The organism is Actinokineospora fastidiosa (assembly GCF_014648415.1).
Lineage (GTDB): Bacteria > Actinomycetota > Actinomycetes > Mycobacteriales > Pseudonocardiaceae > Actinokineospora > Actinokineospora fastidiosa.
In genome coordinates this window covers 1,776,506-1,802,816 of record NZ_BMRB01000001.1, presented here as the reverse complement: position 1 = coordinate 1,802,816, position 26,311 = coordinate 1,776,506, and the positions used below count along the sequence as shown (strand labels likewise).

25 protein-coding genes are annotated in these 26,311 nt (G+C 72.4%); 9 read left to right on the top strand and 16 right to left on the bottom strand.

All coding sequences use genetic code 11. The features are described 5' to 3' along the window. Position 1 precedes the first annotated feature (1 nt). Positions 2 to 535: a D-alanyl-D-alanine carboxypeptidase family protein gene (locus IEY98_RS08655; protein ID WP_189209684.1), complete on the bottom strand. Its 534-nt coding sequence runs from the start codon at positions 533 to 535 to the stop codon at positions 2 to 4. Between the two features lie 78 nt (positions 536 to 613). Here IEY98_RS08655 and IEY98_RS08650 point away from each other — a divergent pair, with 78 nt between their 5' ends. Further along, a complete protein-coding gene (locus tag IEY98_RS08650) occupies positions 614 to 1,276 on the top strand; it encodes a DUF429 domain-containing protein (RefSeq protein ID WP_189209683.1) in 663 nt (220 codons plus the stop codon). A gap of 550 nt (positions 1,277 to 1,826) precedes the next feature. Here IEY98_RS08650 and IEY98_RS08645 read toward each other — a convergent pair. From IEY98_RS08645 to IEY98_RS08615, 7 genes are all read right to left on the bottom strand, one after another. Further along, entirely contained in the window at positions 1,827 to 3,101 is a 1,275-nt protein-coding gene (locus IEY98_RS08645) for a thymidine phosphorylase (RefSeq protein ID WP_189209682.1), read from the bottom strand. Positions 3,102 to 3,106: 5 nt separating this feature from the next. Then, entirely contained in the window at positions 3,107 to 3,490 is a 384-nt protein-coding gene (locus tag IEY98_RS08640) for a cytidine deaminase (RefSeq protein WP_189209681.1), read from the bottom strand. Beyond that, positions 3,487 to 4,674 (bottom strand): ABC transporter permease, encoded by a 1,188-nt coding sequence (locus IEY98_RS08635; RefSeq protein ID WP_189210147.1) that lies wholly within the window; start codon positions 4,672 to 4,674, stop codon positions 3,487 to 3,489. The genes IEY98_RS08640 and IEY98_RS08635 overlap by 4 nt, the downstream gene beginning before the upstream one ends. A gap of 62 nt (positions 4,675 to 4,736) precedes the next feature. Beyond that, positions 4,737 to 5,855 carry an ABC transporter permease gene (locus IEY98_RS08630; RefSeq protein ID WP_189209680.1) on the bottom strand — a complete coding sequence of 373 codons (1,119 nt, stop codon included), beginning with the start codon at positions 5,853 to 5,855 and terminating at the stop codon, positions 4,737 to 4,739. Beyond that, positions 5,852 to 7,396 carry an ABC transporter ATP-binding protein gene (locus IEY98_RS08625; protein WP_189209679.1) on the bottom strand — a complete coding sequence of 515 codons (1,545 nt, stop codon included), beginning with the start codon at positions 7,394 to 7,396 and terminating at the stop codon, positions 5,852 to 5,854. Before IEY98_RS08625 ends, IEY98_RS08630 begins: the two co-directional genes overlap by 4 nt. Positions 7,397 to 7,469: 73 nt before the next feature. Continuing rightward, positions 7,470 to 8,516 (bottom strand): BMP family lipoprotein, encoded by a 1,047-nt coding sequence (locus tag IEY98_RS08620; RefSeq protein ID WP_189209678.1) that lies wholly within the window; start codon positions 8,514 to 8,516, stop codon positions 7,470 to 7,472. A 203-nt stretch (positions 8,517 to 8,719) separates the two neighbouring features. Next, entirely contained in the window at positions 8,720 to 9,085 is a 366-nt protein-coding gene (locus tag IEY98_RS08615) for a cupin domain-containing protein (RefSeq protein ID WP_189209677.1), read from the bottom strand. Between the two features lie 76 nt (positions 9,086 to 9,161). Here IEY98_RS08615 and IEY98_RS08610 point away from each other — a divergent pair, with 76 nt between their 5' ends. From IEY98_RS08610 to IEY98_RS08575, 8 genes are all read left to right on the top strand, one after another. Continuing rightward, positions 9,162 to 9,620 carry a MarR family winged helix-turn-helix transcriptional regulator gene (locus tag IEY98_RS08610; RefSeq protein WP_189209676.1) on the top strand — a complete coding sequence of 153 codons (459 nt, stop codon included), beginning with the start codon at positions 9,162 to 9,164 and terminating at the stop codon, positions 9,618 to 9,620. Positions 9,621 to 9,771: 151 nt separating this feature from the next. Beyond that, positions 9,772 to 10,185: a succinate dehydrogenase, cytochrome b556 subunit gene (sdhC, locus tag IEY98_RS08605; protein ID WP_189209675.1), complete on the top strand. Its 414-nt coding sequence runs from the start codon at positions 9,772 to 9,774 to the stop codon at positions 10,183 to 10,185. Between the two features lie 5 nt (positions 10,186 to 10,190). Beyond that, positions 10,191 to 10,601, top strand: a complete 411-nt coding sequence (locus IEY98_RS08600) for a succinate dehydrogenase hydrophobic membrane anchor subunit (RefSeq protein WP_189209674.1) — start codon at positions 10,191 to 10,193, stop codon at positions 10,599 to 10,601. Between the two features lie 10 nt (positions 10,602 to 10,611). Continuing rightward, positions 10,612 to 12,363 (top strand): succinate dehydrogenase flavoprotein subunit, encoded by a 1,752-nt coding sequence (gene sdhA / locus IEY98_RS08595; protein ID WP_189209673.1) that lies wholly within the window; start codon positions 10,612 to 10,614, stop codon positions 12,361 to 12,363. Beyond that, the gene (locus tag IEY98_RS08590; protein ID WP_189209672.1) at positions 12,363 to 13,142 is read left to right on the top strand and encodes a succinate dehydrogenase iron-sulfur subunit; all 780 of its coding nucleotides are present in this window, start codon (positions 12,363 to 12,365) and stop codon (positions 13,140 to 13,142) included. The genes sdhA and IEY98_RS08590 overlap by 1 nt, the downstream gene beginning before the upstream one ends. A gap of 274 nt (positions 13,143 to 13,416) precedes the next feature. Next, complete coding sequence (locus IEY98_RS08585; RefSeq protein WP_189209671.1) at positions 13,417 to 14,790, top strand: hypothetical protein; 1,374 nt, start codon at positions 13,417 to 13,419, stop codon at positions 14,788 to 14,790. Beyond that, positions 14,790 to 16,811 (top strand): hypothetical protein, encoded by a 2,022-nt coding sequence (locus IEY98_RS08580; RefSeq protein WP_189209670.1) that lies wholly within the window; start codon positions 14,790 to 14,792, stop codon positions 16,809 to 16,811. The genes IEY98_RS08585 and IEY98_RS08580 overlap by 1 nt, the downstream gene beginning before the upstream one ends. Positions 16,812 to 16,950: 139 nt before the next feature. Further along, positions 16,951 to 17,595, top strand: coding sequence for a Tat pathway signal sequence domain protein (locus tag IEY98_RS08575; RefSeq protein WP_189209669.1), 645 nt, complete (start codon positions 16,951 to 16,953; stop codon positions 17,593 to 17,595). A gap of 191 nt (positions 17,596 to 17,786) precedes the next feature. On the opposite strand, the gene IEY98_RS08570 is transcribed toward IEY98_RS08575, so the two are convergent. Genes IEY98_RS08570 through IEY98_RS08535 form a run of 8 tightly spaced genes read right to left on the bottom strand, consistent with a single transcriptional unit; the run spans position 17,787 to position 26,279 of the window. After that, positions 17,787 to 18,632 (bottom strand): sugar phosphate isomerase/epimerase family protein, encoded by an 846-nt coding sequence (locus IEY98_RS08570; RefSeq protein ID WP_189209668.1) that lies wholly within the window; start codon positions 18,630 to 18,632, stop codon positions 17,787 to 17,789. Positions 18,633 to 18,641: 9 nt separating this feature from the next. Beyond that, on the bottom strand, positions 18,642 to 19,646 hold the full coding sequence (locus tag IEY98_RS08565) for a sugar phosphate isomerase/epimerase family protein (RefSeq protein ID WP_189209667.1): 1,005 nt from the start codon (positions 19,644 to 19,646) through the stop codon (positions 18,642 to 18,644). Beyond that, complete coding sequence (locus tag IEY98_RS08560) at positions 19,643 to 20,992, bottom strand: alkaline phosphatase family protein (protein WP_189209666.1); 1,350 nt, start codon at positions 20,990 to 20,992, stop codon at positions 19,643 to 19,645. The genes IEY98_RS08565 and IEY98_RS08560 overlap by 4 nt, the downstream gene beginning before the upstream one ends. Beyond that, entirely contained in the window at positions 20,989 to 22,062 is a 1,074-nt protein-coding gene (eboE, locus tag IEY98_RS08555) for a metabolite traffic protein EboE (protein WP_189209665.1), read from the bottom strand. Before eboE ends, IEY98_RS08560 begins: the two co-directional genes overlap by 4 nt. Further along, entirely contained in the window at positions 22,059 to 22,922 is an 864-nt protein-coding gene (locus IEY98_RS08550) for a TatD family hydrolase (RefSeq protein ID WP_189209664.1), read from the bottom strand. Before IEY98_RS08550 ends, eboE begins: the two co-directional genes overlap by 4 nt. Beyond that, the gene (locus IEY98_RS08545) at positions 22,919 to 24,295 is read right to left on the bottom strand and encodes an EboA domain-containing protein (RefSeq protein WP_189209663.1); all 1,377 of its coding nucleotides are present in this window, start codon (positions 24,293 to 24,295) and stop codon (positions 22,919 to 22,921) included. The genes IEY98_RS08550 and IEY98_RS08545 overlap by 4 nt, the downstream gene beginning before the upstream one ends. After that, positions 24,292 to 25,122: an SCO3242 family prenyltransferase gene (locus IEY98_RS08540; protein ID WP_189209662.1), complete on the bottom strand. Its 831-nt coding sequence runs from the start codon at positions 25,120 to 25,122 to the stop codon at positions 24,292 to 24,294. The genes IEY98_RS08545 and IEY98_RS08540 overlap by 4 nt, the downstream gene beginning before the upstream one ends. Then, on the bottom strand, positions 25,119 to 26,279 hold the full coding sequence (locus IEY98_RS08535; RefSeq protein ID WP_189209661.1) for an inositol-3-phosphate synthase: 1,161 nt from the start codon (positions 26,277 to 26,279) through the stop codon (positions 25,119 to 25,121). The genes IEY98_RS08540 and IEY98_RS08535 overlap by 4 nt, the downstream gene beginning before the upstream one ends. Positions 26,280 to 26,311: the final 32 nt, after the last annotated feature.

The window sequence follows — 26,311 nt, the reverse complement described above, 5'->3', positions numbered from 1 at the left end:
ATCACCGTAGCTCCACGAAGGACGCTCCCGGATCCGGCAGGCGGCGCGGCGGACCGTCCGGGTGGTACTCGAAGTGCCACCACTCGTTGTCGTAGACCCGATAGAGGCCGAAGCGCCCGCCCCTGCGCTCCAGCCACCGGGCGGCCTCGTCGGGCCGCACGTCGACCGCGGTCCCGGCGACGTGGCGGGAGTGGGCGGCGGGCAGCACCCGCCGCCGGGCCAGTTCCGCCGAGCCGCGCAGGCGCACCTCCGCGGCGTACAGCCGCTCCTGCGCCTGCGCGTCGCGGAAGCCCGACGTGACCCCGATCAGCACCCCGTCCCGCCACAGCGCCTGCGTCCGCGCCGCCACGATCGCCGCGCGGGTCGCCGCCGTCAGGCCCGTCAGGTCCTCGGCCGGGTACCGGGCCGCCAGCGCCCACTGCCCGGCCGCCTCCCGCTCCCGGCCGGGCGCGACCAGCCAGGCGATCGGCAGCAGCGCTACCGCCAGCGCGCGTGTCACCTGGCGGTACACGCGATCCCGCCGTCTTTCGGTCATCCCCCACCCCCATGTTGAGCGACCGCTCAACAGCGAGCATAGCGGCGGTTTGAGCAACTGCTCAAGTACCCTGGGGGCATGCGGGTCCTGGGAGTGGCCGCGGGCGCGGCGGGCTGGGTCGGCATCGCCTGGGAGGAGACGGTCTCCGCCTACCACGCGCCGACGATCGGGGAACTGGTCGACGCCGCCGACGGCCCGCGCGTCGTGGCCGTCGCGATGCCCATCGGCCTGCCGGACCGCGGTCACCGCGAGGCCGACGTCCGCGCCGCGCAGGCGCTGGGCGCCGCGGTCGTGATCGCCCCGACCCGCCGGGCCCTGACCGCGGCCGACCGCGCCACCGCCGCCGCGATCAACCGCGACCTGGACGGCGGCGCCATCTCCAAGCAGGCCTACGACCTGCGGCCGAGAATCCTCGAAGTCGACCGGTGGGTCCGCGAGACGCCGCACGAGGTGGTGGAGGCCCACCCGGAGGTGAGCTTCGCCGCGCTCAACGGCGAGCCCCTGGTCGCCCGCAAGGACACCTGGGCGGGCGCCCGCCGCAGGCACAAGCTCCTCACCCGGGCGGGCATCCACCTCCCCGACGACCTCGGCGAACCGGGCCGCACGGCCACCGTCGCCGACGTCATCGACGCCGCCATCCTGACCTGGACCGCCCGCCGCGTGGTCGATGGCGAGGCGTACTCGCTCCCCGAGGAGCCCGAGATCTTCGACGACGGCCTGCCCTGCGCGATCTGGGTCTAGCCCAACGGGGATACGACGACGCCGAACCGGCCGACTGCTCATGCGCCCAGCGGCAGGTCTTCAGGACCAGGGGCGGGTCATCGGCCGCGAGACGCACGGCGGCCACCTTGCCCGGGACCACCCGCTCCAACTCAGGGCAGCCACCACCGACAGACCGGGCCCGGCAGCGCCACCGCAACACACACAGCGCGGCGGGAACGGCTCGAGGACTCAGCCGCGCAGGGTGTCCAGCACCAGCGAGCCGGGGCGGGGCGTCGGCCGCGAGACGCAGGACGGCCACCTTGCCCGGGACCACCCGCTCCAACTCAGGGCAGCCACCACCGACAGACCGGGCCCGGCAGCGCCACCGCGACACAGCGCGGCGGGGACGGCTCGAGGACTCAGCCGCGCAGGGTGTCCAGCACCAGCGAGCCGGGGCGGGGCGTCGGCCGCGAGACGCAGGACGGCCACCTTGCCCGAGGCCGCCCGCTCCGACTCAGGGCAGCCACCGCCGACAGACCGGGCCCGGCAGCGCCACCGCGACACAGCGCGGCGGGGACGGCTCGAGGGCTCAGCCGCGCAGGGTGTCCAGCACCAGCGGGCCGGGGGCGGGGGCGTCGGCGGCGATGTGCACGGCGTCCTCCAGCGCCGCCAGGGCGGCGGGGATGGCGTCGGGGGTGTCGGTGTGGAGTTCCAGCAGGGGCGCGCCCTCGCCGACCACATCGCCCGGTTTGGCCAGGCACAGCACGCCCGCGGCGGCCTGGACCGGGTCTTCCTTGCGGGCCCGCCCGGCGCCCAGGCGCCATGCGGCGACGCCGACGGCGTAGGCGTCGAGGGCGGCCAGCACGCCCGGGCGGTCGGCGGTCACGGTGTGGACGTGCTCGGCCGTCGGCAGCGGCGCGTCGGGGTCGCCGCCCTGGGCGCGGATCATCCGGTCCCACACGTCGTACGCGCGGCCGGAGGCCAGCACCTCCGCCGGGTCCACATCAGACAGACCGGCCACGGACAGCATCTCGCGGGCGAGCGCGACCGTCAGGGCCACCACGTCCTCGGGGCCGCCGCCGCGCAGGACGTCGACGGACTCGGCGACCTCCAGCGCGTTGCCGACCGCCCGGCCGAGGGGCACGGACATGTCGGTGATCAGCGCGGACACCCTGCGCCCGTGCGCGACGCCGATCTCGACCAGCGCCTCGGCCAGCGCGCGGGCGTCGGCCGGGGTCTTCATGAACGCGCCCGAGCCGCACTTGACGTCCAGGACCAGGGCGTCGGCGCCCTCGGCGATCTTCTTGGACATGATCGAGCTGGCGATCAGCGGGATCGACTCGACCGTGCCGGTCACGTCCCGCAGGGCGTACAGCTTGCGGTCGGCGGGCGCCAGGCCCTCCGTCGCGGCGCAGACCACCGCGCCCACGTCGGCCAGCTGCGCCATGATCTCGGCGTCGGACAGGCGGGCCCGCCAGCCGGGGATCGCCTCCAGCTTGTCGAGCGTGCCGCCGGTGTGCCCGAGGCCGCGGCCGGACAGCTGCGGCACCGCCGCGCCGCAGGCCGCGACCAGCGGCGCCAGCGGCAGGGTGATCTTGTCGCCCACGCCGCCGGTGGAGTGCTTGTCGACCGTCGGCCGGTCCACCCTGAGGTCCAGAGTGGACCCCGAGGCGATCATCGCTGCCGTCCAGCGCGCGGTCTCGGCGGCGTCCATCCCGTTGAGGAACACCGCCATGGCCAGGGCCGACATCTGCTCATCGGCAACCTCGCCCCGGGTGTAGGCGTCGACGACCCAGTCGATCTGGTCGTCGGTCAGCCTGTGCCCGTCGCGCTTGGCGCGGATGACGTCCACGGCGGTGTGCATGCCGCTCACGGTAGCTGTTCCGGGCCGAACGCGTCCGGCAGCACGGCCGTCATCGGCAGCGGGCCGCGCGGGGTGTCGACCAGGCACTCCGGGCCGCCGAGCTCGTAGATCACCTGACGGCAGCGGCCGCACGGCATCAGCAGCTCGCCCGTGCCGCTGCGGCAGGCCAGGGCCACCAGCCTGCCACCGCCGGTCAGCCGCAGCTGACCGGCCAGCGTGCACTCCGCGCACAGGCCCACGCCGTAGGCCGCGTTCTCCACGTTGCACCCGGTGATGACGCGTCCGTCGTCGACCAGGGCCGCCGCGCCGACCTGCAGCCCGGAGTACGGGCAGTAGGCCAGCGCGGCCGCCTCGACGGCCGCGGCGCGCAGCGCGTCCCAGTCGGTCACTTGCCCTCACCCCGGCGGTAGACCTCGCCCACGGCGCGCGGGGCGCGCAGCCGTTGCGACGCCAGCGCCAGGACCAGGATCGTCACCACGTACGGCGCCGCGCCCACCAGCTCGGGCGGGATGCCGTCGCTGGTGAAGTACCACCAGGCGAACAGCACGCCGATGGCCGCCGACACCGCCGACAACACGGGCGCGCCCTCCCGGTACTGCCACACCGCGACCACGACCAGCGCGATCGCCAGCAACAGCAGCAGCGCGTGCACCGCGAGCGAGCCGCGCAGCGCCAGCGCGTCGGTGTAGCCGAACAGGCCCGCGCCGGTGGCCAGGCCGCCGGGCCGCCAGTTGCCGAAGATCATCGCGGCCAGGCCGATGAAGCCGCGACCGCCCGTCTGCCCGTCCCGGAACTGCCCGGAGGTGACCGCCAGGATCGCCCCGCCCAGCCCGGCGAACGCGCCGGAGGCGGTGACCGCGAGGTACTTGTACTTGTAGACGTTGACGCCCAGCGACTCCGCCGCGACCGGCGCCTCGCCGCAGGAGCGCAGCCGCAGGCCCAGCGGCGTCTTCCACAGCACGAACGCCGACCCGGCGATCAGCACGGCGGCGAGCACCGTCAGCAGCGACACCTGGGTGGTCAGGCCGCGCAGGATGCCCGCGAGGTCGGAGACGAAGAACCAGCGCTTGTCCTCGATGGACCCGAGCAGGTCCGGCAGCCCGGGGACGGACACCTTCTCCGCGTCCTGGATTCGCGGCGACTGCTTCTGCCCGCCGCCCGCGGCGTCGGCGAAGAACTGCTTGGACAGGAACAGCGCCGCGCCCGGGGCCAGCAGGTTGATCGCGACACCGGAGATGATGTGGTCGACGCCGAAGGTCACCGTGGCCACCGCGTGCAGCAGCCCGCCGAGCACGCCGAGGAGCAGGCCGAACACCACGCCCGCCCACGGGCCCCACTGGTAGCCCGCGTACCCGGCGCCGAACGTGCCCAGCACCATCATGCCCTCGAGGCCGATGTTGATCACGCCCGCGCGCTCGGCCCACAGGCCCGCCAGCGCGGCCATCGCGATCGGCACGGCCGCGGTCAGCGCGGCCTGCACGCTTCCGGTGGAGGTCAGGTCCCCCGCGCCGGTGATCACCCTGACCGCGGAGAGCACCAGCAGGGCGCCCAGCGCGATCAGCGCGTACGTCATCGGCGAGAGCCTCGACCGCCGCGCCGCGGGCGCGGTCTGCTGCCCGACTGCCAGTCCGCCGCTCACACCGACACCTCCTCAGGCGACTTCTGGATGGCCAGCGCGCGTCCGACGTCGCGCTGCTCGGCGCGGACGCGGTACCGGCGCACCAGTTCGTAGGCGACGACGACCGACAGCACGATCACGCCCTGCATGATCAGCACGATCTCGCGCGGCACGCCCGCGATGTCCAGCGAGGTGGACGAGTTGTCCAGGAAGCCCCACAGCAGCGCGGCGAAGGCCATGCCGATGGGGTGGTTGCGGCCCAGCAGCGCGACCGCGATGCCGATGAAGCCCAGGCCCGGCGGGAAGTCCAGCGCGTAGGAGTGCGACGAGCCCAGCAGCTGCGGCAGGCCGATCAGTCCGGCGACCGCCCCGGACAGCAGCATCGACAGCAGCACCATCTTCTTCACGCTGACGCCGCTGGCGACCGCCGCCGACTCGCTCAGGCCGGTCGCCTTGATCTCGAAGCCGAGCCGGGTGCGGCCGAACAGGAACCAGTAGCCCACGCCCACGGCGACGGCCAGGAAGACCAGCCCGAACAGCGCCGAGGTCGAGCCCGGGATCGCGATGCCGGGCACCTGCCCGCCCTCGGTGATGGGCCGGGTGCTGATGTTGTTCGACCCGGGCACCGCCTCGGCCAGCCGGTCCGGGTTGAGCAGGTAGGCCACCAGGTTCGTGGCGATGGCGTTGAGCATGATCGTGGTGATGACCTCGCTGACGCCGCGGGTCACCTTCAGCAGCGCCGCGATCCCGGCCCACACCGCGCCGACCAGCATGGCCGCCACGACCGTCATGGTCACCCGCAGGAACGAGGGCAGCGACTCCATGAACGCCGCGCCCGCCAGCGCCGCCGACAGCATCGCCGCGAGCCGGTACTGGCCGTCGACGCCGATGTTGAACAACTTCATCCGGAAGCCGATGGCCACCGCGACGGCGGCCAGGTAGTACCCGATCGCGCTATTGATGGAGTTGACCGTGGTGCGCGGCCTGCTCGCCGAGGTGAGCAGCGAATCGACCGCGGTCACCGGGGAGTGCCCGGAGACGATCAGGATGAGCGCGCACACGAGCACCGCGAACAGCAGCGCCCCGAGCGGGGCGGCCAGGCCCAGCAGGACCGACCGCGCGGACAGGGTCCTCATTCGGCATCCCTCCCGGCGCCGGTCATCGCCGAGCCCAGGTCCTGGGGCGTGACGGTCCCGGGGTCGTAGTCGGCGACGAGGCGGCCGCGCAGGATCACGGCCAGGGTGTCGGACATGCCGATCAGCTCGTCGAGGTCGGCGGAGATGAGCAGCACCGCGAGGTGCTCGGCGCGGGCTCGGCGGATGTGGTCCCAGATGGCCGCCTGCGCGCCGACGTCGACGCCGCGGGTCGGGTGGGAGGCGATCAGCACGACCGGGTTGCCCGACATCTCCCGGCCGACGATCAGCTTCTGCTGGTTGCCGCCGGACAGCGCGGAGGCGTGCACGTCGATGCCGGGGGTGCGCACGTCGTAGGTCTCGACGATGCGCTGGGTGTCGGCCCTGGCCGAGCGCCGGTCGATCAGCGGGCCGCGCGCGCTGGGCCTGCGGCTCTGGTGGCCGAGCACGCGGTTCTCCCAGAGCGTGGCCTCCAGCAGGACGCCCTGGCGGTGCCGGTCCTCGGGGATGTAGCCCATGCCCGACTCGCGCCGCGCGCGGGTCGACAGCCGCGAGATGTCCTCGCCCGCGAGGTGCACCGAGCCCGAGTCCGGCTTGCGGATGCCCATCAGGGCCTCCACCAGCTCGGCCTGCCCGTTGCCCTCCACGCCCGCGATGCCCAGGACCTCGCCCGCGTGGATGGTGAAGGAGATGTCGTCGAGGACCTTGCGGCCGTCGGCGTCGGCCAGCGTCAGGTTCGCGACGGTCAGCACCGGACGGTCGGTGACGGTCGACTCGCGCAGCTCCGGCACCGGCAGCGCGCTGCCGACCATCAGCTCGGCGAGCTTGCGCGCGGTCGTCTCCTCCGGCGCGACGCTGGCGACGGTGGTGCCCCGGCGCATGACGGTGATGTCGTCGGCGACGGAGAGCACCTCGTCGAGCTTGTGCGAGATGAACAGGATGGTCAGGCCCTCGGCCTTGAGGTCGCGCAGGTTGCCGAACAGCTCGTCGACCTCCTGCGGCACCAGCACCGCGGTCGGCTCGTCGAGGATCAGGATGCGCGCGCCCCGGTAGAGGACCTTGAGGATCTCCACCCGCTGGCGCTCGCCGACGCCCAGCTCGTCGACCAGGCGGTCCGGCCGGACGCCGAGGCCGTAGGCCTCGGAGATCTCCCTGATCCGCCTGCGCGCCGCGGCGAAGTCCAGGCCGAGACCGCCGCGCGGCTCGTCGCCGAGGACGACGTTCTCCAGCACGGTCAGGTTGTCGGCGAGCATGAAGTGCTGGTGCACCATGCCGATGCCCGCCCGGATCGCGTCCGCGGGCGAGTGGAAGTCCACTGGGGACCCGTTCACGGCGATGGCGCCCTCATCCGGGCGCTGCATGCCGTAGAGGATCTTCATGAGCGTGGACTTGCCCGCCCCGTTCTCCCCCACCAGCGCGTGCACTGTGCCGGGACGGACGGCGATGTTCACATCGGAGTTCGCGACGACGCCGGGAAAGCGCTTGGTGATCCCGGTCAGCTCGACGGCGAGGGCGGGTTCGCCGCCCGGTGGCTCGGTTGACACGGCCGCATCCTTGTCATTGCAGGGAAAGCCGAACGGACCCGGGCAGAGTACCCGGGTCCGTCGCGGTCGGTGCCTACTTCGTGTCCTTGACCTGGATCTCGCCGGAGACGATCTTCTCCTTGTACTCCTCGACCTGCGGCACGATGTCGTCGATCTTGCCGCCGCTCGTGGCGAAGGAGACACCGCCGGAGGCGAGGTCGTAGACCTGCAGGCCGGACTTGAACTGGCCGTCCTTGACCGCCTTGATGAAGTCGTAGACCGCCACGTCGACGTTCTTGACCATCGAGGTGATGATGACGTCCTTGACGTTGGCCAGCGCGGGCAGGTTGTACTGGTCGGAGTCGACGCCGATGCCCATCGCGCCCTTGGCCTTGGCCGCCTCGAAGGCGCCCGCGCCCGAGCCGCCCGCGGCCGGGTAGATCACGTCGGCGCCCGCGTCGAGCATGCCGTTGGCCGCCGTGGTGCCCTTGGCCGGGTCGTTGAAGCCGGTGAAGTCCGGCGGCTGGGTCAGGTACTTGACCTGCACGGTCGCGTCCGGCTTGACGGCCTTGACGCCCTGCTCGAAGCCGACCTCGAACTTCTGGATCAGCGGGGTGTTGACGCCGCCGATGAAGCCGACGTTGCCGGTCTTGCTCTTCAGGCCCGCGACGACGCCGACCAGGAACGAGCCCTCGTGCTCGGCGAAGGTCAGGTTGGCGACGTTGGCCGCCTCCGGCGCCGCGCTGTCGATGATCGCGAACTTCGCCTCGGGGTAGTCGGCGGCGGCCGCCGACAGCGCCTTCTCGTAGGCGAACCCGACGGCGATGATCACGTTGTGGCCGCTCTCGGCCAGCTGGCGCAGGCGGTCTTCCTTCTGCGCGTCGGTCTCGCCCTGCGCGGCCTCCAGCTCGGTCACCTCGACGCCGAACTCGGACTTGGCCTTGTCCAGGCCGCGGGCCGCGGAGTCGTTGAAGGACTGGTCGCCGCGGCCGCCGATGTCGTAGGCCAGGCCGACCTTGACGGTCGAGGGCGCAGGCGCGCCCGACGTGCCCCCGTCCCCACCGGGCTGGGTGTCCGACGCGCAGGACGCCAGGCCGATGCCCAGCGCGAACAGCCCGGCGGCGAGTCGAACTCCTCGCATTCGGCGCAAGGCTTTCTCCTTCCGAGACGCCCGGGGGTAACCGGGTCGAGACTTGGCTATTCGCGGAACCGTACCCGCTGGTACGAAGGCTCCTCGCGCCGAACGCCCGCCGTGACCCAATCGTTGACGATGAATACAAATCCCCCGCCCGCCCGGACACAGCGCGTGACGGGACGACCGCGCCCACCACGTCGGTGGGGCCGCTACACCGCCCACGGGAGCGGGCCGGGCTCGCGGCCATCCGCGGTGACGGTCGCGCCCGCGGGCATGGCCACCAGCGCCTCCACGTCCTCCAGCGCCGCGATCCGCCGCGTCGACCCGGCGGGCAGGACCGCGGCCTGGCCGGGTCCGCACACCTCGGCCACGCCGTCCACGGTGATCTCCACCGAGCCGCTGACCGGCATGAACACCTGCTCGCGGTCGACGACGTGCTCGGGCCCGGCGTTGCCAGCGGGCATCCGCACGCGCCAGGTGCTCAGCTCGGCCGACCCGACACTGGGGGCGGCCAGGCCGTACATCGTGGCGTTCGGGGTGGCGGTGATCCGGTCCTCGGTCGTCGTGACGATCATCGGGTCCTCCTATGTAAAGTCGCTTTACTCATATCCGAGTAAAGCGACTTGTCACACGGTCCGTCAAGATGGGGGCATGACCGAGGACCCGCTGGCGCGCACCGAGCTGACCTTCCTGCTCGGGATGGCCTTCCAGCTCGTGCTCGGGGAGTTCCTCGCCCGGCTCGACGCCGCCGACCTGCGGCCGGTCCACGGCCTGGCCTTCCAGGCGCTGCGGCACGGCGGGCTGACCGCCACCGAGCTCGCCGACGTCCTCGGCGTCACCAAACAGGCGGCCGGGCAGCTCGTCGACGAACTCGACAGCAAGGGCTACGTCCGGCGCGTGCCGCACCCGGCGGGCGGGCGGCGGAAACTGGTCGTGCTGACCGGGCGTGCCGAGGATCACCTGATGGTGGCCGGTCACACCATGCGGACCCTGGAGGCGGAGCTGGCCGCCCGTGTCGGTGACGATCTCGGAGGACTCAGGCACGACCTGACCAGGGTGATCCGCGCCCTGGCCGGGGACGCGCCGCCGCCGCTGCGCCCGATCTGGTGACTCCGCGCGCGTGTCTCGTCGGTCACAGACGGGATCGGCGCGTTGGGTGCGCGGTGTCGGACAGGTCTAGCATCCGACAGGTCAAGGCCGGGTTCGTGAGGCATCCGGACAGGCCGAGAGTCCATCAGCGACGTTGGAGGGCCGGTACCCGATGTCCGACACGGCCATCACCACCGGGAAGACCGGTGCGCGCGGCACGCTCTACCGCGGCGACCCCGGCATGTGGTCATGGGTGGCCCACCGGATCACCGGTGTGGCGACCTTCTTCTTCCTGTTCGCGCACGTGCTCGACACCGCGCTGGTGCGGGTGTCGCCGAGCGCGTACGACGAGATCATCGAGACCTACAAGACGCCGCTGGTGAACCTGTTGGAGGTCGGCCTCGTCGGGGCCGTGCTGTACCACGCGCTCAACGGCATCCGCGTCATGCTCGTGGACTTCTGGGAGAAGGGCGCCCGCTACCAGCGGCCGATGCTGTGGGCGATCCTCGGCGTCTGGGTGCTGGTGATGATCCCCGGCACCTACTTCATGATGCAGCGCACCGTCACCGAGATGTTCGGGGGCTGACCACGATGACCATGGCACTGGACAAGCCCCGCAGCCCCCGCCGCCCCGCGGCCCGGCGCAGCAACTTCGAGCTGGCGTCCTGGCTGTTCATGCGGATCTCCGGGATCGCGCTCGTCGTGCTGGTGCTCGGGCACCTGTTCATCATGAACATCCTCGACGGCGGCGTGCACCGCATCAACTTCGCGTTCGTGGCCGGACGCTGGGCCGACCCGTTCTGGCAGGTCTGGGACCTGGCGATGCTCTGGCTGGCGCAGATCCACGGCGGCAACGGCCTGCGCACGATCATCAACGACTACGCCCGCAAGGACTCGACGCGGTTCTGGCTGAAGATGATGCTCTACGTCTCCATGGTGCTGATCCTGCTCCTGGGCACGTACGTGATCTTCACCTTCGACCCGAACATCAGCGCGGATTAGGGAAGCCGACATGCAGTTCCACAAGTACGACGTCGTGATCGTCGGCGCGGGTGGCGCGGGCATGCGCGCGGCCATCGAGGCGGGGCAGCGGACCCGCACCGCCGTGCTCACCAAGCTCTACCCGACGCGCTCGCACACCGGGGCGGCGCAGGGCGGCATGTGCGCCGCGCTGGCCAACGTCGAGGAGGACAACTGGGAGTGGCACACCTTCGACACGATCAAGGGCGGTGACTACCTGGTCGACCAGGACGCCGCCGAGATCATGGCGAAGGAGGCCATCGACGCCGTCCTCGACCTGGAGAAGATGGGCCTGCCGTTCAACCGGACCCCGGACGGCAAGATCGACCAGCGGCGCTTCGGCGGGCACACCCGCAACCACGGCGAGGCCGCTGTGCGCCGCGCCTGCTACGCCGCCGACCGCACCGGCCACATGATCCTGCAGACGCTGTACCAGAACTGCGTCAAGCACGGCATCGAGTTCTTCAACGAGTTCTACGTGCTCGACATCTGCCTCACCGAGACGGAGAACGGCCCGGTCTGCACCGGCGCGGTGGCCTACGAGCTGGCGACCGGCGAGATCCACGTCTTCCAGGCCAAGGCCGTCGTGTTCGCCACCGGCGGCTTCGGCAAGGTCTTCAAGACCACCTCCAACGCGCACACCCTGACCGGCGACGGCATGGGCATCGTGTTCCGCAAGGGCCTGCCGCTGGAGGACATGGAGTTCTACCAGTTCCACCCGACCGGCCTCGCGGGCCTGGGCATCCTGCTGACCGAGGGCGCCCGGGGCGAGGGCGCGATCCTGCGCAACGCCTCCGGCGAGCGGTTCATGGAGCGCTACGCGCCCACCATCAAGGACCTCGCGCCACGCGACATCGTCGCCCGCTCGATGGCCCTCGAGGTGCTGGAAGGCCGCGGCGCAGGCCCGAACAAGGACTACGTGCTGCTGGACTGCACGCACCTGGGCGCGGAGGTCCTGGAGACCAAGCTGCCCGACATCACCGAGTTCGCCCGCACGTACCTCGCGGTCGACCCGGTGAAGGAGCCGGTGCCGGTGTACCCGACGGCGCACTACGCCATGGGCGGCATCCCCACCAACGTGCACGGCGAGGTCCTGCGGGACAACGACCACGTCGTCCCCGGCCTCTACGCCGCGGGCGAGTGCGCGTGCGTGTCGGTGCACGGCGCGAACCGGCTGGGCACGAACTCGCTGCTGGACATCAACGTCTTCGGCCGCCGCGCGGGCATCGCCGCCGCGGAGTACGCCGCCGGGCGCTCCTTCGTGGACCTGCCCGACGCCCCGGCCGCTGTGGTGGAGGAGCAGGTGTCGCACCTGCTGTCCGACCACGGCCGCGAGCGCGTCGCCGACATCCGCACCGAGCTGCAGGCCACGATGGACGCCAACGCCTCGGTGTACCGGACCGAGGAGACGCTGAAGCAGGCCCTGCACGACGTGCAGGCGCTCAAGGACCGCTACGAGCACGTCGCCGTGCAGGACAAGGGCAAGCGGTTCAACACCGACCTGCTGGAGGCCGTCGAGCTGGGCTTCCTGCTGGAGCTGGCCGAGGTCCTGGTCGTGGGCGCCCTGGAGCGCAAGGAGTCCCGGGGCGGGCACGCCCGCGAGGACTACCCCAACCGCGACGACACGAACTACATGCGCCACAGCATGTTCTACAAGCAGGGCGAGGGCCTGAAGTCGGACATCCGCCTTGACTACAAGCCGGTGACCTTCACCCGGTACAAGCCGATGGAGCGCAAGTACTGATGACCGCTGCGACAGCTGAGCAGACCGGGACCCGCGGCACGATGCCGCCGGTGCCCGAGGGCGCCGTCACCGTCACCGTCAAGGTGCTGCGGTACAACCCGGAGACCGACAGCGAGCCGAACTGGCAGTCCTTCGGCGTGCCCGCGCTCCCGACCGACCGCGTGCTGAACCTGCTGCACTACATCAAGTGGTACATCGACGGCACGATGACGTTCCGCCGGTCCTGCGCCCACGGCATCTGCGGCTCGGACGCCATGCAGATCAACGGCGTGAACCGGCTGGCGTGCAAGGTCCTGGTGAAGGACCTGATGGCGCGCAAGGGCAAGCAGACCACGATCACCATCGCGCCGATCAAGGGCCTGCCCGTCCACAAGGACCTCCTGGTGGACATGGAGCCCTTCATGGAGGCGTTCCGCGCGGTCAAGCCGTTCCTGATCACCTACGGCAACGAGCCCACCCGCGAGCGCATCCAGTCCGTCGCCGACCGCGAGCGCTTCGACGACACGACCAAGTGCATCCTGTGCGCCTGCTGCACCACGTCGTGCCCGGTGTTCTGGACCGAGGGCAGCTACTTCGGCCCGGCCGCCATCGTCAACGCCCACCGCTTCATCTTCGACAGCCGCGACGAGGGCGCCCAGGAACGCCTGGACATCCTCAACGACGCGGAGGGCGTGTGGCGCTGCCGCACCACCTTCAACTGCACGGACGCGTGCCCGCGCGGCATCCAGGTCACCAAGGCCATCCAGGAAGTCAAGCGCGCCCTGCTGTTCCGCCGCTGACCGCAGTCCTGCCGGAAACCGTGCCTCCCGCTTCGGGAGGCACGGTTTTCTTTTTGTCCGAATCCGAGTGACGTGACCGGCTCCGACTGGCACAATCCGCCTGCTGAGGCGCGGACTGGGGCCGCGCCCGATCTCCGAGGGGATTCCGGTGCCGGAAAGACCATTGCGCGGCGCACTCGTCGTCGCGCTCGTCGCGGGTGCGGCGGTCGTCGCCGCACCCGCCGCAGAGGCCACACCGACACGCACGTCAGTGCCTGTTGCGTCGTGGTCGGGCGTGGACTCACGCCAGCCGCACGCGACGGTGACCGAGGGCGACGCGCGCGTCGGCGCTTGGCGGGATGAGCACGGCAAGCACCACCTGGGCAAGGCGTACTTCACCTTCGACGTCACGCGGTTCGCCGGGACGTCGGTGTTCGGCGGGTCGTTCGTGCTGACCGAGGAGTCGGTCGCCGACTGCACGGCGCCGCGCGCGACCGAGGTGTGGGTCGTCACCCCCGAAGGGCCGGTCACCTGGGCTGCCCAGCCCGAGGAGCGCGGTCGGCTGCCGGTTCGGGACAGCTCGCCGACGTGCGGCGGCCGGTCCGGCTGGGATGTGGGGCCCGCGGTGGCGGAGGCGGTCGCGGCGGGCCGGGACACCCTGACGCTGGCCGTGCGGATCTCCGACGCGCACCAGGGCGATGTCGCGTTCGGACGGACGGTGGCCGTCGACCCGTGGCTCACTGTCGACTACAACACCCCGCCCGGCGTGCCGACCGGCGTGAGCCTGCGCAGCGGTTCACGGGACACCCCGTGCGGCGCTGAGCCGCTGCTGACCGGCAGCCGCGCACTGAGTGTCGTCGGCCGGGTCAGCGATCCGGACGGCACCTGGGTGAGCACGCGGACCGCGTTCTGGCCGGTGGCCGACCCGTCGGCGCGGGTGGAGCTGGTGACCAGCCCCGAGCCCGGAGGCCCGTTCATCCAGCCCATTCCGGCGGAGCTGGTCGAGCACGGCGGCGCCTACGCGTTCGAGGTGCGCGCCGAGGACGGCCACACGGCGTCCGCGTGGTCGGCGACGTGCGTCTTCACCACGGACCTGATCGCTCCCGACCGAGCGCCGACCGTGACGTCGGACCTGTACCGGGAGTCCTCCGGTTACCCGGGCGACGGCGGTGTCGGCGTCCCAGGCGAGTTCACGTTCACCGCGAACGGGGTGGCCGACGTCGTCCGGTTCGAGTACTGGGGCACGAACGTCTCCCACGGCGCTGTCGACGCCGTCGACGGCACGGCGACCGTCACGGTGACCCCCACCAGGGACGGCCCCGGTCACCTCTCCGTGGTCTCCCTGGACGCGGCGGGCCACCGCTCCCCGGAGCGGATCTACCAGCACTGGGTCCGCGACACCCGCCCCACGGTCGAGGCGCCCTTCGAGATCTTCGGCGAGCCGTTCGCCGTGACGTTCAGGGCGAACCAGGAGAACGCCAAGACGGTGCACTACACCGTCGGCGGAGACATCCTCACCGCACCACTGGCTGAAGACGGGACCGCGGTCGTCGAGCTGGAGTTCCCCGCCCCACCCGGCCCGGTGCTCCGGGCATGGACCACGACCGCGGACGGAACCGCGTCCCAGGTCGCCGCACTGGACTTCGCAGGCCCTGTCGAGGAGTTGTGATGAAGCTGAGAACTGTCCTGGTCGCGGTGGCCACCGGCGCCGGGTTGGTGGCGCTCGCCCCGCCTGCCGCGGCGGCCACGGTGCCGTCGGCGGTCGACGTCTACCCCACCGGGTGGGTGCAGACCGACTCGAGGACGCCGCATGAGGGTATGAGTGGCGGGGAGATCGCGCGGGTCGGGGCGTGGCGGGATGAGGCGGGGAAGCACCACATCGCCAAGGCGTACTTCACCTTCGACATCGGCCGCTTCGCGGAGGCGACCGTCTACAGCGCACAGCTGCGGCTGCGCGAGCAGGCGGCCAACGACTGCGCTGCGCCGCGGGCGACCGAGGTGGGGCTCGTGGCCTCGGGCGGGAGCCCGACCTGGGCGGACCAGCCGGTCGAGCAGGTCAGGGTCGCCGGGTCCGAGGACGGCCGGGACTGCGTCAGCGGCGCGCTCCGCCGGGATGTCGCCGACCTCGCGCGGCAGGCGCTCGCGGACGGGCGGACCAGCCTGACGTTCGCCGTGCGGATCTCCGCGGCCCACGAGGGCGACGTGGCGTACGGGCGGACGTACTGGACCAGGCCGTGGGTCGCCGTCGCCTACAACACGCCGCCGAACACGCCCACCGACCTGACCATGGGTTACGGGCGTATCCCCTGTGACGACACACTGCTGTTCGCCCGCACCGCGCTGCCGGTGCGCGCCGCGGTGTCCGACCCGGACCCGGCCGGGGTCTCCGGCATGGACGCCCGCTTCGCCTTCTGGGCCGAGGACGACCCGGACAGCCGCCGGGAGGAGACCGCCTACGTCAGCTCCGGGTTCGCCTCCGTGATGTTCCCGGAGGACATGCTCCGCGACGGCACGACCTTCGCGTGGGCGGTCCGGGCCGAGGACGGGCTCGCGACCTCCGCGTGGTCGGCGCCCTGCCGGTTCCACACCGACTGGGTCCGTCCCGACGCGCCCACGGTGACGTCTTCGGTCTACACCCCGGACGGAACGGCGGGCGGCGAGGGCATCCCGGGCGAGTTCACCTTCTCCGTGGCGGGGTCCGACGACGTCGTGACGTTCGAGTACGGCGTCATCGGCGCGTCGCGCGCACGGGTCGCCGCGGACGCCTCCGGGTCGGCGACGGTCACGATCACCCCGCAGTCGTCGGGGCCCTCCTACCTCGAGGTGCGTGCGCTCGACGCCGCGGGCAACGGCTCCACCTGGGCCAGGTACTACTTCTTCGTGCCGTCCATCGCGCCGTCGGTGACGGCCGAGCCCGCGCTGATCGGCGCCGACTTCCCCGTGCGGTTCACCGCCCGGCAGGAAGGCGCGGCCACGTTCACCTACCGGTTCCTCGGCGGTCCGGAGACCACGCTGCCGGTCGGCGCGGACGGCACGGCGGAGACGACCCTGCGCGTCACCGACCCCGCCCACCAGTTCGCCTCGATCGAGGTGTGGACCACGACCGCGGACGGGCGCCGCTCGCCGGTGACCGCGACCTACGTCTACATCAGCCTCGGCGAGCCGATCATCACGGTCGCGCCCGATTACGTGGTGCTGGGGTCGGAGCACGAGGTGCTGTTCGAGTCGGCGCTGCCGGACGTCGTGTCGTACACGTACTGGCTGGACGAGACGGGACCGTTCGAGGTAGCGGCGGACGCCGACGGCCGCGCCCGGATCACCCTGCGCGCCACGACGTCGGGTTCGCGGACGGTCGTCGCCCAGGCCACGACGGCCGACGGGACCCGGTCGGGAGAGGGCTGGACGTCCTACTTCGTCGACGGGGTCGCGCCGGAGGTGACGAGCGCGGAGTACCCGAGGTACGGCACCGGGTCCGGAGCCGGGGTGTTCCGGTTCTCCTCCGTCCTCGCGGGCACCGCCGAGTTCCGGTACGTCCTCGACGGTGTGGAGGGCGTGGTCGCGGCCGTCGACGGCCGTGCCGAACTGCCGTTCACCCCGACCCGCACGGGCTACCACACCCTGCTGGTCCGCGCGGTGGCCGGTGACGGGCTGGCGACCGACCAGGCGTACTACCCGTTCACCGTGGAGTAGCCCCCGAAGGCGAGCCCGCACCCCAGGGTGCGGGCTCGCCGGTGGGCTGCGCGACCGATCGAGGTCCGCAGGGACGTGCGGGACGACGGGTGGTGATGACCTAGTGACCTGGCGGCTGCGCTGGTCTCCATCCCCCGCCGTGGACGGGTTGGGGGCCTTCGAGGGTGTCGAGGACGATCGGGCCGGGTCGCACCCCGGCGTGCGGCATATCGCCGTGGTTGGGGACGTCTACCGCTTCACCATGCACGCCGGGGATCGGGATCGGGCCGGGGATCGGCAGCGGCAGGAGGTCAAGGGGATGCGGGCGCCCTCGGGTGGGCCGCAGCTGGTGTTGGGGCACGGGGAGACCTGGTGGTTGAGCTATCGCATGCGCATCCCGCGCGGCCTGGCGGCGACCACCGGGTTCACCCATGTCTTCCAGACCAAGGCGCCGGGCAAGGGGACGTTGCCGATGGTCGTGATGTCGCTGCGGCTTCGGCGTGGGGTTGCGCTGATCGAGCTCAAGGTGGGCGGGGAACTCGTCGGCGAGACGGGGCTTGACCCGCTGTATGAGCGCTGGGTGGACGTCGACCTGGAGATGCGGTTGGCGGAGAACGGGTGGGTGCGGTGGCGGATTCACGACGACGCGCGGGCCGTGATCGACGTGGAGAGGTCCGGGGTGGACACCTGGCTGCCCGACCAGGTGCGGCCGAAGTGGGGGATCTACCGCTCGCTCAGGAAGGGCCCGCTTCCGGACTGCCACCTGGAGATCAGGGACCTGCGGGCGTACCAGTGGACGCGGTGATGGCGTGGACCCGCCCTCGGCCGAGGATCGGGACCTGATCATCGGGCCGAACGGGGTCCACGCCATCGGGGACGCCTGGCGGGCGGCGGTGCGCACACGGTCGACGCGACCGGGCCGCCCGGACGGTCGCGTGTCCGGCGCTGCCTGCCTGCCGTGGGCGGCCACGACCTCACGACGCGGCCGCCCGGGCGCTACCAGCGCAGGTTGCGCAGGTAGTCGTAGCCCACCTGGGCGGTGACCAGGGCGTCGGCGGGCTGGTCGTTCTCGACGATGTACTCCTCCACCGCGGTGCTGGTGAAGATGCGGGCGAAGTCGATGTTCCCCGTGCCGAGGTCGGCGAAGCCGCCGTCGGCGGCGCGGTCCTTCACGTGGTACTGGCGGACCCTCGGGTGGTGCTGGCGGAAGAACGCCACCGGGTCCACCCCGCCCACGACGGCCCAGTAGAGGTCCAGTTCGAAGTGGACGTTGCGGGCGGTCGTGCGGGACGCGATGACGTCGAACGGGCGCTTGCCCTCGATGAGGGCGAACTCGTGGGCGTGGTTATGGTAGCCCGCCTTGAAGCCCGAGCGGCGCAGGACCTTGCCCGCGTTCTCCAGGCGGTCGGCGAAGGACTCCCACTGGGCGATCGTGGAGTAGTTGGCCCACGGGACGACCACGTAGCGGTGGCCCAGGGTGCGGGCGTCGGCGATGACCTGGTCGAGGTCGCCGTCGAGGCCGGTGTGGGTCGAGGTGGCGTGCAGGTGGTGGCGGCGCAGCATGCGGGCCATCTCCTCGGCCGAGCGGCCGTAGAGGCCCGCCATCTCGACCCTGCGGTAGCCGATGTCGGCCAGCGCGGACAGCACCGGCTCCGGGTCGTCGCCCATGATGCCGCGCAGCGTGTAGAGCTGGATGCTGATGGCGTTGCGCGGGACCCGGCCCGAGCGGCCGCTGTGGGCGCTCGCGATCCCGGGCAGGGCGGCGCCCACCCCGACGGCGCCTATCCCGACAGTGGCCGCGCTGGCGGCGGCGCCCCGGAGGAATGTGCGGCGAGTGGTCATGTCTCTCCTTCAGCGTTCGGTGGAGAAGGCGGCGTCGAACGAGGCCGTCGGCGGGTCGAACTGCAGGTCGCGGATGAACCGGACGGCCTCCTCGGCCCCGCGCAGGCGGTCCATGCCCGCGTCCTCCCACTCCACCGAGATGGGGCCGGAGTAGCCGATGGCGTTCAGCGCGCGGAAGCACTGCTCCCAGGGGACGTCGCCGTGTCCTGTGGAGACGAAGTCCCAGCCCCGCCGGGGATCGGCCCAGGCCAGGTGGGAGCCGAGACGGCCGTTGCGGCCGTCGAGGCGCTTCTTGGTGTCCTTGCAGTCGACGTGGTAGATGCGGTCGGCGAAGTCGAGGATGAAGCCGACCGGGTCGAGGTCCTGCCAGATGAAGTGGGACGGGTCCCAGTTGAGCCCGAACGCGGGCCGGTTGCCGACCGCGTCGAGCGCCTTGCGGGTGGTCCAGTAGTCGTAGGCGATCTCCGACGGGTGCACCTCGTGCGCGAACCGGACGCCGACCTCGTCGAACACGTCGAGGATCGGGTTCCAGCGCTCGGCGAAGTCGGCGTAGCCGTCGTCGATGACCGCCTGCGAGACCGGCGGGAACATCGCCACGTACTTCCAGGTCTTGGACCCGGTGAACCCGACGACGGTGTCCACGCCCAGCTTGCGCGCGGCCCGCGCGGTGTCGGCCATCTCCTGGGCCGCCCGCTGCCGCACGCCCTCGGGCTCGCCGTCGCCCCAGACCCGGGCGGGCAGGATGTCGCGGTGGCGGAAGTCGATCGGGTCGTCGCAGACGGCCTGGCCGACCAGGTGGTTGGAGATCGTCCACACCTTGAGGCCGTGCTTCTCGAGCTGGGCGAGCTTGGCCGGGACGTAGGAGTCGTCGGCGAGGGCCTTGTCGACCTCGAAGTGGTCGCCGGAGCAGGCGATCTCCAGGCCGTCGTAGCCCCACCGCTCGGCCAGCGCGCAGACCTCCGCGAACGGCAGGTCGGCCCACTGGCCGGTGAACAGGGTGACGGGTCGGCTCATCGCGGGTTTCCTTTCAGGCCCTGGAGGGTGAGCAGCAGGTCGCGCACCTCGGTCGCGTCGACGCGGTCGGCGCCGATGTCGTCGGTGCAGAGCAGGACGGGCCCGTCCTCGGGCCGATCGGGCAGCCGTCCGTGCGTGCCGCGCACGGGCGCGGGGTCGAGCGGGACGACGTTCATCGCGTAGCGCAGGCCGAGCTTCTTGCGGGCCAGGTTGGCAGCGGCCTTGGCCTTAACGAACGGGTCGGCCGGGTTGAAGAACAGCTCGGCGGGGTCGTAGCCGGGCTTGCGGTGGATCTCGACGCCGCGGGCGAAGTCCGGGGCCCTGGCGTCGTCGAGCCAGTAGTAGTAGGTGAACCACGCGGTGGGCTCGGCGATCGCCACGAGGTCGCCGGAGCGCTCGTGGTCGATGCCGTAGCGGGCCTGCTCGTCGCGGTCGAGGACCTCGTCGACGCCGGGCAGCTGCCGCAGCAAATCCTTGATCTTGGCTGGCTCGTCGGTGTAGACGTGGGCGACCTGGTGGTCGGCGACCGCAAACGCTTTCGACGTCCACGGGTCCAGGTACTCCATGCCCGCCTGGGTGTAGACCTCCAGGTGCCCGGCCTCGCGCAGCGCCCGGTTGATGTCCACCGGCGTGTCCGCCTGGGTGATGCCGTACTCGGACAGGGCGACGATGGTGGCGTCCTGGTCCAGCAGCGGCTTGAGCGCCTGGTCGACCTCGCGCGCGGCGATCCTGGCCTCCGGCGAGTTCGGCCCGAACCGCTGCAGGTCGTAGTCGAGGTGCGGGACGTAGACCAGCAGCAGGTCCGGCCGGTGCTCGGCGAGCGTCTTGACGGCCGCCTTGACGATCCACTCGCTGGAGGCCAGCGCCGCCGTCGGGCCCCAGTACTGGAACAGCGGGAACTCGCCGAGCTCGGCGACGAGCCGGTCGTGGTACTCCGGCGGCCGGACGTAGGCGTCGGGCGACTTGCGGCCGTCGGCGTGGTAGATCGGGCGCGGGGTGACGGTGATGTCGGTGCTCGCGCCCATCGCGTACCACCAGCAGATGTTGGCGGCCTTGTAGTCGGGCCGCTGGCGGCGGGCGGTCTCCCACAGCTTCTCGCCGTGGACGAGCTTGTTGTGCTGGCGCCAGAGGAAGACCTCGCCGAGGTCGCGGAAGTACCAGCCGTTGCCGACGATGCCGTGCTGGTTGGGCATGAGCCCGGTGAGGAACGTCGACTGCACGCTGCACGTGACGGCGGGCAGCACGGTGCGCAGCTCGGCGCGGTGCTGCAGCCCGCGCAGGTTCGGCATGTGCGGCAGCAGCGCGGGTGTCAGCCCGACGACGTCTATGACCACGAGCGGCTTCACGCCCGCACTCCTTCCAGGTGGTGCGCCGCCCAGCGCAGTTCTGCCGCGATCCCCTCGACCAGCCGGTGGTCGCGGAAGTCCGGCAGGACGGTCCAGGTGTAGGTCTCGACCTCGATGTGGGCCGGGGTGTCGAGCGCGGCGACGGCCTCGCGGAGGACGCCGGTCGTGGTGGCGAGCGGCGCGTCGGGCTCGGCGTGGAGGGGGACGTGGAAGTGCACGCGCCAGGGGGCGTCGGCGGGGAGGGCGCCGTAGGCGGCCGGGAGGTCGTCGGCGGCGTGGACGACGCCGTCCTTGAGCGCGCGCACCTGGTGGAGGTAGCGCGGCTCGATGAAGCGGGCCAGCGCGTCGGCGTGGCCCGCGGGTGCCTCCAGGGCGGCCGACGCCTGGACCTTGTAGACCCGCAGGCCCGCCTCGGCGATCAGGCGGACCGTCTCGGCCGGGTCGGCGAAGGAGACCGCCAGGTGGCAGGTGTCCAGGCACACCCCGATGTGCTCGGGGTCGACGCGGCCCGCGAGCCAGCCGACGGCGTCGGCCATGGTGTCGAGCACGCAGCCGGGCTCGGGCTCCACGGCCAGCCGGATCGGGCGGGACAGCCGGGCCAGGTACTCGGTCAGCTCGGCCAGGGCCGCGGTGGCGCGGCTGTCGTCGGCGGGCGTCCACTCGGTGCGCCAGCCGAGCGGCAGCGTGCTGATGCTGCCGTGCTCGGCGTCGTCCGGCAGCAGCGTGGCCAGGACGGTGGCGCAGTCGCGGGTGTAGTCGAGCCGGGCCTTCTCGGTCCAGCGCGGGTGGTACACCGAGTGCTTGACCACCGGCTCGTGGAAACCGCGGTAGGGGAAGGCGTTGAGCGTGTGCACGACCAGCCCGCGTGCGTCCAGCTCGCGGCGGAGCCCGCGCCGGACGGCCGGGTCGGCGGCCAGCTGGCGGGCGGCGGGCGCGGACAGCCAGAGTCCGAGGCCGAGGACGTCGGCGCCCAGCTCCTCGCGGATCGGGACGCTGAAGCGGTCCAACTGCTCGATGATGCCCGCGACCGTCTCGGCGGGGTGGACGTTGGTGCAGTAGGAGATGGTCACTGCCCACCGCCTCTGAGCACCGAGTTGCCGGAGAACGTCTCCGGCGACGGGCTGAACCCGGGCAGGTCGTCGAGGACCAGCCTGCCGCTCTGGCCGTAGAACTCCACGGGGTTCTGCCACAGCACCTTGTCCACATCGGACTCGGTGAAGCCGCTGGCCAGCATCGCCCGGGCGGTCTTGACCGTCTTCAGCGGGTCCGAGCGGCCCCAGTCGGCCGCGGAGTTCACCAGCATCCGGTCGGTGCCGTACTCCTGGAGGATGGCGACCATGCGGTCCTCGTCCATCTTGGTGTCGGGGTAGATGGAGAAGCCCATCCAGCACCCGGAGTCCTTGACCTCGCGGACGGTCACCTCGTTGAGGTGGTCTACGACCACCCGCTCCGGCGGCAGGCCCGACTCGCGGACCACGGCCAGCGTGCGGCTCGTCCCGGAGGCCTTGTCCCGGTGCGGGGTGTGCACGAGCGCGGGTAACTCGAACTCCACCGCCAGCTCCAGCTGGCGGGCGAACGCCGCGTCCTCCTCCGGGGTCATCGAGTCGTAGCCGACCTCGCCGACGGCGACCACGCCGTCCTTGCCCAGGTAGCGCGGCAGCAGGTCCAGCACCGGCGTGCAGCGCGGGTCGTTGGCCTCCTTGGGGTTCAGCGCGATCGTGCAGTGGTGGCGGATGCCGAACTGCGCGGCGCGGAACCGCTCCCAGCCGATCAGCGCGTCGAAGTAGTCGGCGAACGACGCCGCGCTCGTGCGCGGCTGGCCCAGCCAGAACGCCGGCTCGACGAGCGCGCGCACGCCCGCGGCGTACATCGCCTCGTAGTCGTCGGTGGTGCGGGAGGTCATGTGGATGTGCGGGTCGAAGATCCTCATGCGCGGGCCTTTCGCAGCAGGTCGGTGGCGTCGACCGGGACAGCGCGCCCGGCGGCCTGGCGTTCGGCGGCGAAGTCGGCCACCATGCGGGCGAGCTCGGCGTCGGCGAGGTCGTCCAACCGCGACACCGCGCCCAGCGGGATGCCCATGAACAGGCACTTGAGCACCCCGTGCCGCCAGGCGTGCCGGTCGAGGTGCGCCGCGGCGAACGGGCCCATCGCGGCGGCGACGAGCCGGGGGTCGTTGGTGCGCAGCGCGTCCTGGACGATCGGCACGCCCACCGACGGGTCGGTCGAGGGCCGCAGCCCGCGCAGGACGCCCCGCTTCTCCGCGTCGTCGCCGTAGCGGTACAGGTCGGGCAGCTCGCTCGCGTCCGGCAGGGCCGCGATCAACCGGGCCCGCGCCAGGTCGTCCGCGGTGCCGTGCACCCAGCCCCGCGCGTCCACCCTCGGCCGGACCGCGTCGCGGCCGACGTGGCGGCCGACGGCGGGGAACAGCGACCGGATCGCCGCGGCGTCGGCGCGCACCCGCGCCTCCGCCTCCACCAGCCACGGCGGGTCCATGGCCGCGCGCAGGGCCGCCATCGACCGGCGCGCCACGTCCGGGGCGGCGTGCGAGTGCCGGGGCAGCTCGACCGCGGCCAGGCCGGTGTAGCCGACCTCGGTCAGCGCGGCCAGGGTCGCGGCGAGGTCGAGGGTCCCCGCGCCGAACTCCAGGTGCTCGTGGACGCCGTGCACCATGTCGTCGAGCTGCACGTTGACCAGCAGCTCGCCCGCCTGCCGCACGCAGGTGGCCGCGTCGTCGGGCTCGACGGCGACGCAGTGCCCCACGTCGAGGGTGATGCCCAGCATCTCCGGCTCGCCGAGCTCGGTGCGCAGGGTGAGCGCCTCGGTCAGGTGCTGCACGGCCATGCCGGGCTCCGGCTCCAGGCCGAAGGGCACCCTCGGGCAGGCGTCGAGCAGCCGGGCGACGCCGTCGCGCAGCCGCTTCCACGCCGTCGCCTCGTCCACATCGGACACGCCGGACCAGAACGACACGCAGTCCGCGCCGAGGTCGGCGGCGATGTCGGCGGCCCGGAGCAGGAAGTCGACGCGGGTGTCCTGGTCGTCGCTGACCAGCGTGGGGTGGTGCTTGCGGGTGGGGTCGAGCAGGTAGCGGGCGCCGGTCTCGACCACGACGCGCAGGCCCAGCGCGTCCAGCCGGGCGGCGACCCGCTCGGTCTCGGCGGCCACGTTCGGGCCGTAGGGGTCGAGGTGGTGGTGGTCGAGGGTCAGCGCGACGCCGGTGTACCCGAGGTCGGCGATGACGGCCAGCGCGTCGTGCAGGCGGTGGTTGGCGAAGCCGTTGGTGCCGTAGCCCAGCTCGAACGTCATGTCGGCCCCACCTTCCTGGACAGCCTGCGGGCCAGCGGCAGCGCGCCCGCCACGAGCAGCGCGGACCTGACGGACCCGGCACGGGCGGCCAACGCGGACTGCAGCGGCACCATGCCGTGGATGCCCGCCTTGGTCGCGCCGCGCACCGCGGCCGCGGTGGGCTCCCTCGCCGCGGCCAGCTGCGCCCTGCCGACGAGACCGGCGTACGCGGCGGCGCCCGCCGCGCCCAGCAGCCGGTGCCGGACCGAGCGCGCCCGCCCGGCCGTCGCGGCCAGCGCCGAGGCGACCGTCCCGGCGAGGACGCCCTTGGCCACCGAGGACGAGCCGCCGTGCACCTCGCCCTTGGACAGCACGGTGACGCCCAGCGTGTGCCCGCCGAGCGCGAGCGCGGCGGGCAGCGCGGCGCGGCCGCCGCCCATGAGCACGTCCAGCCCCCGGCAGGCGGCCATGGCCGCCGGTCCCGCGGGCGTCTGCTTGAGCACGGTGTCGTAGGCCCAGACCGCCGCGGCCAGCGGCACCGCGGCCTTCAGACGGCCTGCCGCGGCCGCCAGCGCGAGGCCTGTCGCGGTGAGGCCCACGGCCACCCCCAGGGCCGCCGCGGGCGACACCCGGCCCGACGGGATCGGCCGCTCCGGGCGCTCGACGGCGTCGAGGGTCCGGTCCGACCAGTCGTTGAGGGCCATCCCGGCCCAGTAGAACGCGACCGAGGCGGCGGGCAGCGCCAGCCGCCTGCCGCCCAGGCCCGGCCCGAACGCCGCGCCCGCGACGGTGTCCCCGAGCACGGTCAGCGCGGCGGGGGCGCGCACCAGTTCGACGTAGGCCCTCATCGCCGGCCGTCCAGCGAGCGCGCCCACGACACCAGCTCGGCGCTCTGCCGGTCGAAGCGGTGCTCGTCCCAGCCCAGCGGGTCCTTGAAGAAGAAGCCCAGCTCCGGGACGACCCCGGCGATCCCGGCCGCGTGCGCGGCCGCCATCAGCCGGGCCAGGTCCAGCACCAGCGGTGCGGCCAGCGCCGAGTCCAGCCCGGTCCAGGTGAACTGCAGGCTCATCCGCGCCCCGAGGAAGCCCTCGAACGACACGTGGTCCCAGGCGATCTTCTGCTCGCCCAGGTCCGGCACGTTGTCGATGTGCAGCGGCGCGGTGACCGGGCCGCCCAGCAGGCTGGCCAGGCCGTCGGACTTCGACCGCAGCTTGCTCGCCGCGCGCGCCGGGTCCGACAGCGTCGCCCCGTCGCCGCCGCCCAGCAGGTTCGTGCCCGACCAGGACAGCACCTTCAGCGCGCGGTCGGTGAACATCGGGGCGAGGACGGTGCGCAGCAGGGTCTCCCCCGTCTTCCCGTCCCGCCCGGCGTACGGGACGCGCTGGGCCAGCGCCAGCTCGTCCAGCGCGGGCAGCGCGACCCCGGTCGACGGGGTGAAGTCCACATAGGAGCACCCGGCGAGCAGCGCGGCGCAGGCCGCGACGCTGCTCGCGGGCAGCACCGCCCTGGCCGGGTCGGCCAGCGCCGCGCGCAGCGACTCCAGCGACGCGAACTCCGGCACCACCGGCACCGGCGGCTCCGTCGAGGCCACGTTGACCACGACCACCCGCGCCAGGTCGTGCTTGAACCGGAAGGTCTCCAGGTCGGCGGCCAGACGGCGCACCGCGAGCTCCTGCGGCCCGCGGTGCGTCGTCGGGTGGTAGCCGTCCCGCACCTCCGCGTCGGCGTCGCGGAGGGCGGGAACGATGGGGGCCAACAGGTGGTGGGGAAGGAGACCGGCCCGCGCGAGGTGCTCGGCCCGCTTCTCGTACGGCGTGGACACCAGGTCGTGGCCGCCGACGACGATGTCGTCCCAAGCGGGCAGTGACACGCCCTCCAGCCGCTCGGTCACACAGCCCGTGGGCGGCGCGAGCCCGGCGCGCAGCGCGGCAAGGCCGCACACCGCCGTCGTCGCGACCGAACCGCGGGCGCCGACCAGCCAGAGGCCAACGCGCTGCGAGGTCATCGCCTTCCCCTTTCCGTTGGGGGTCGGGGGAG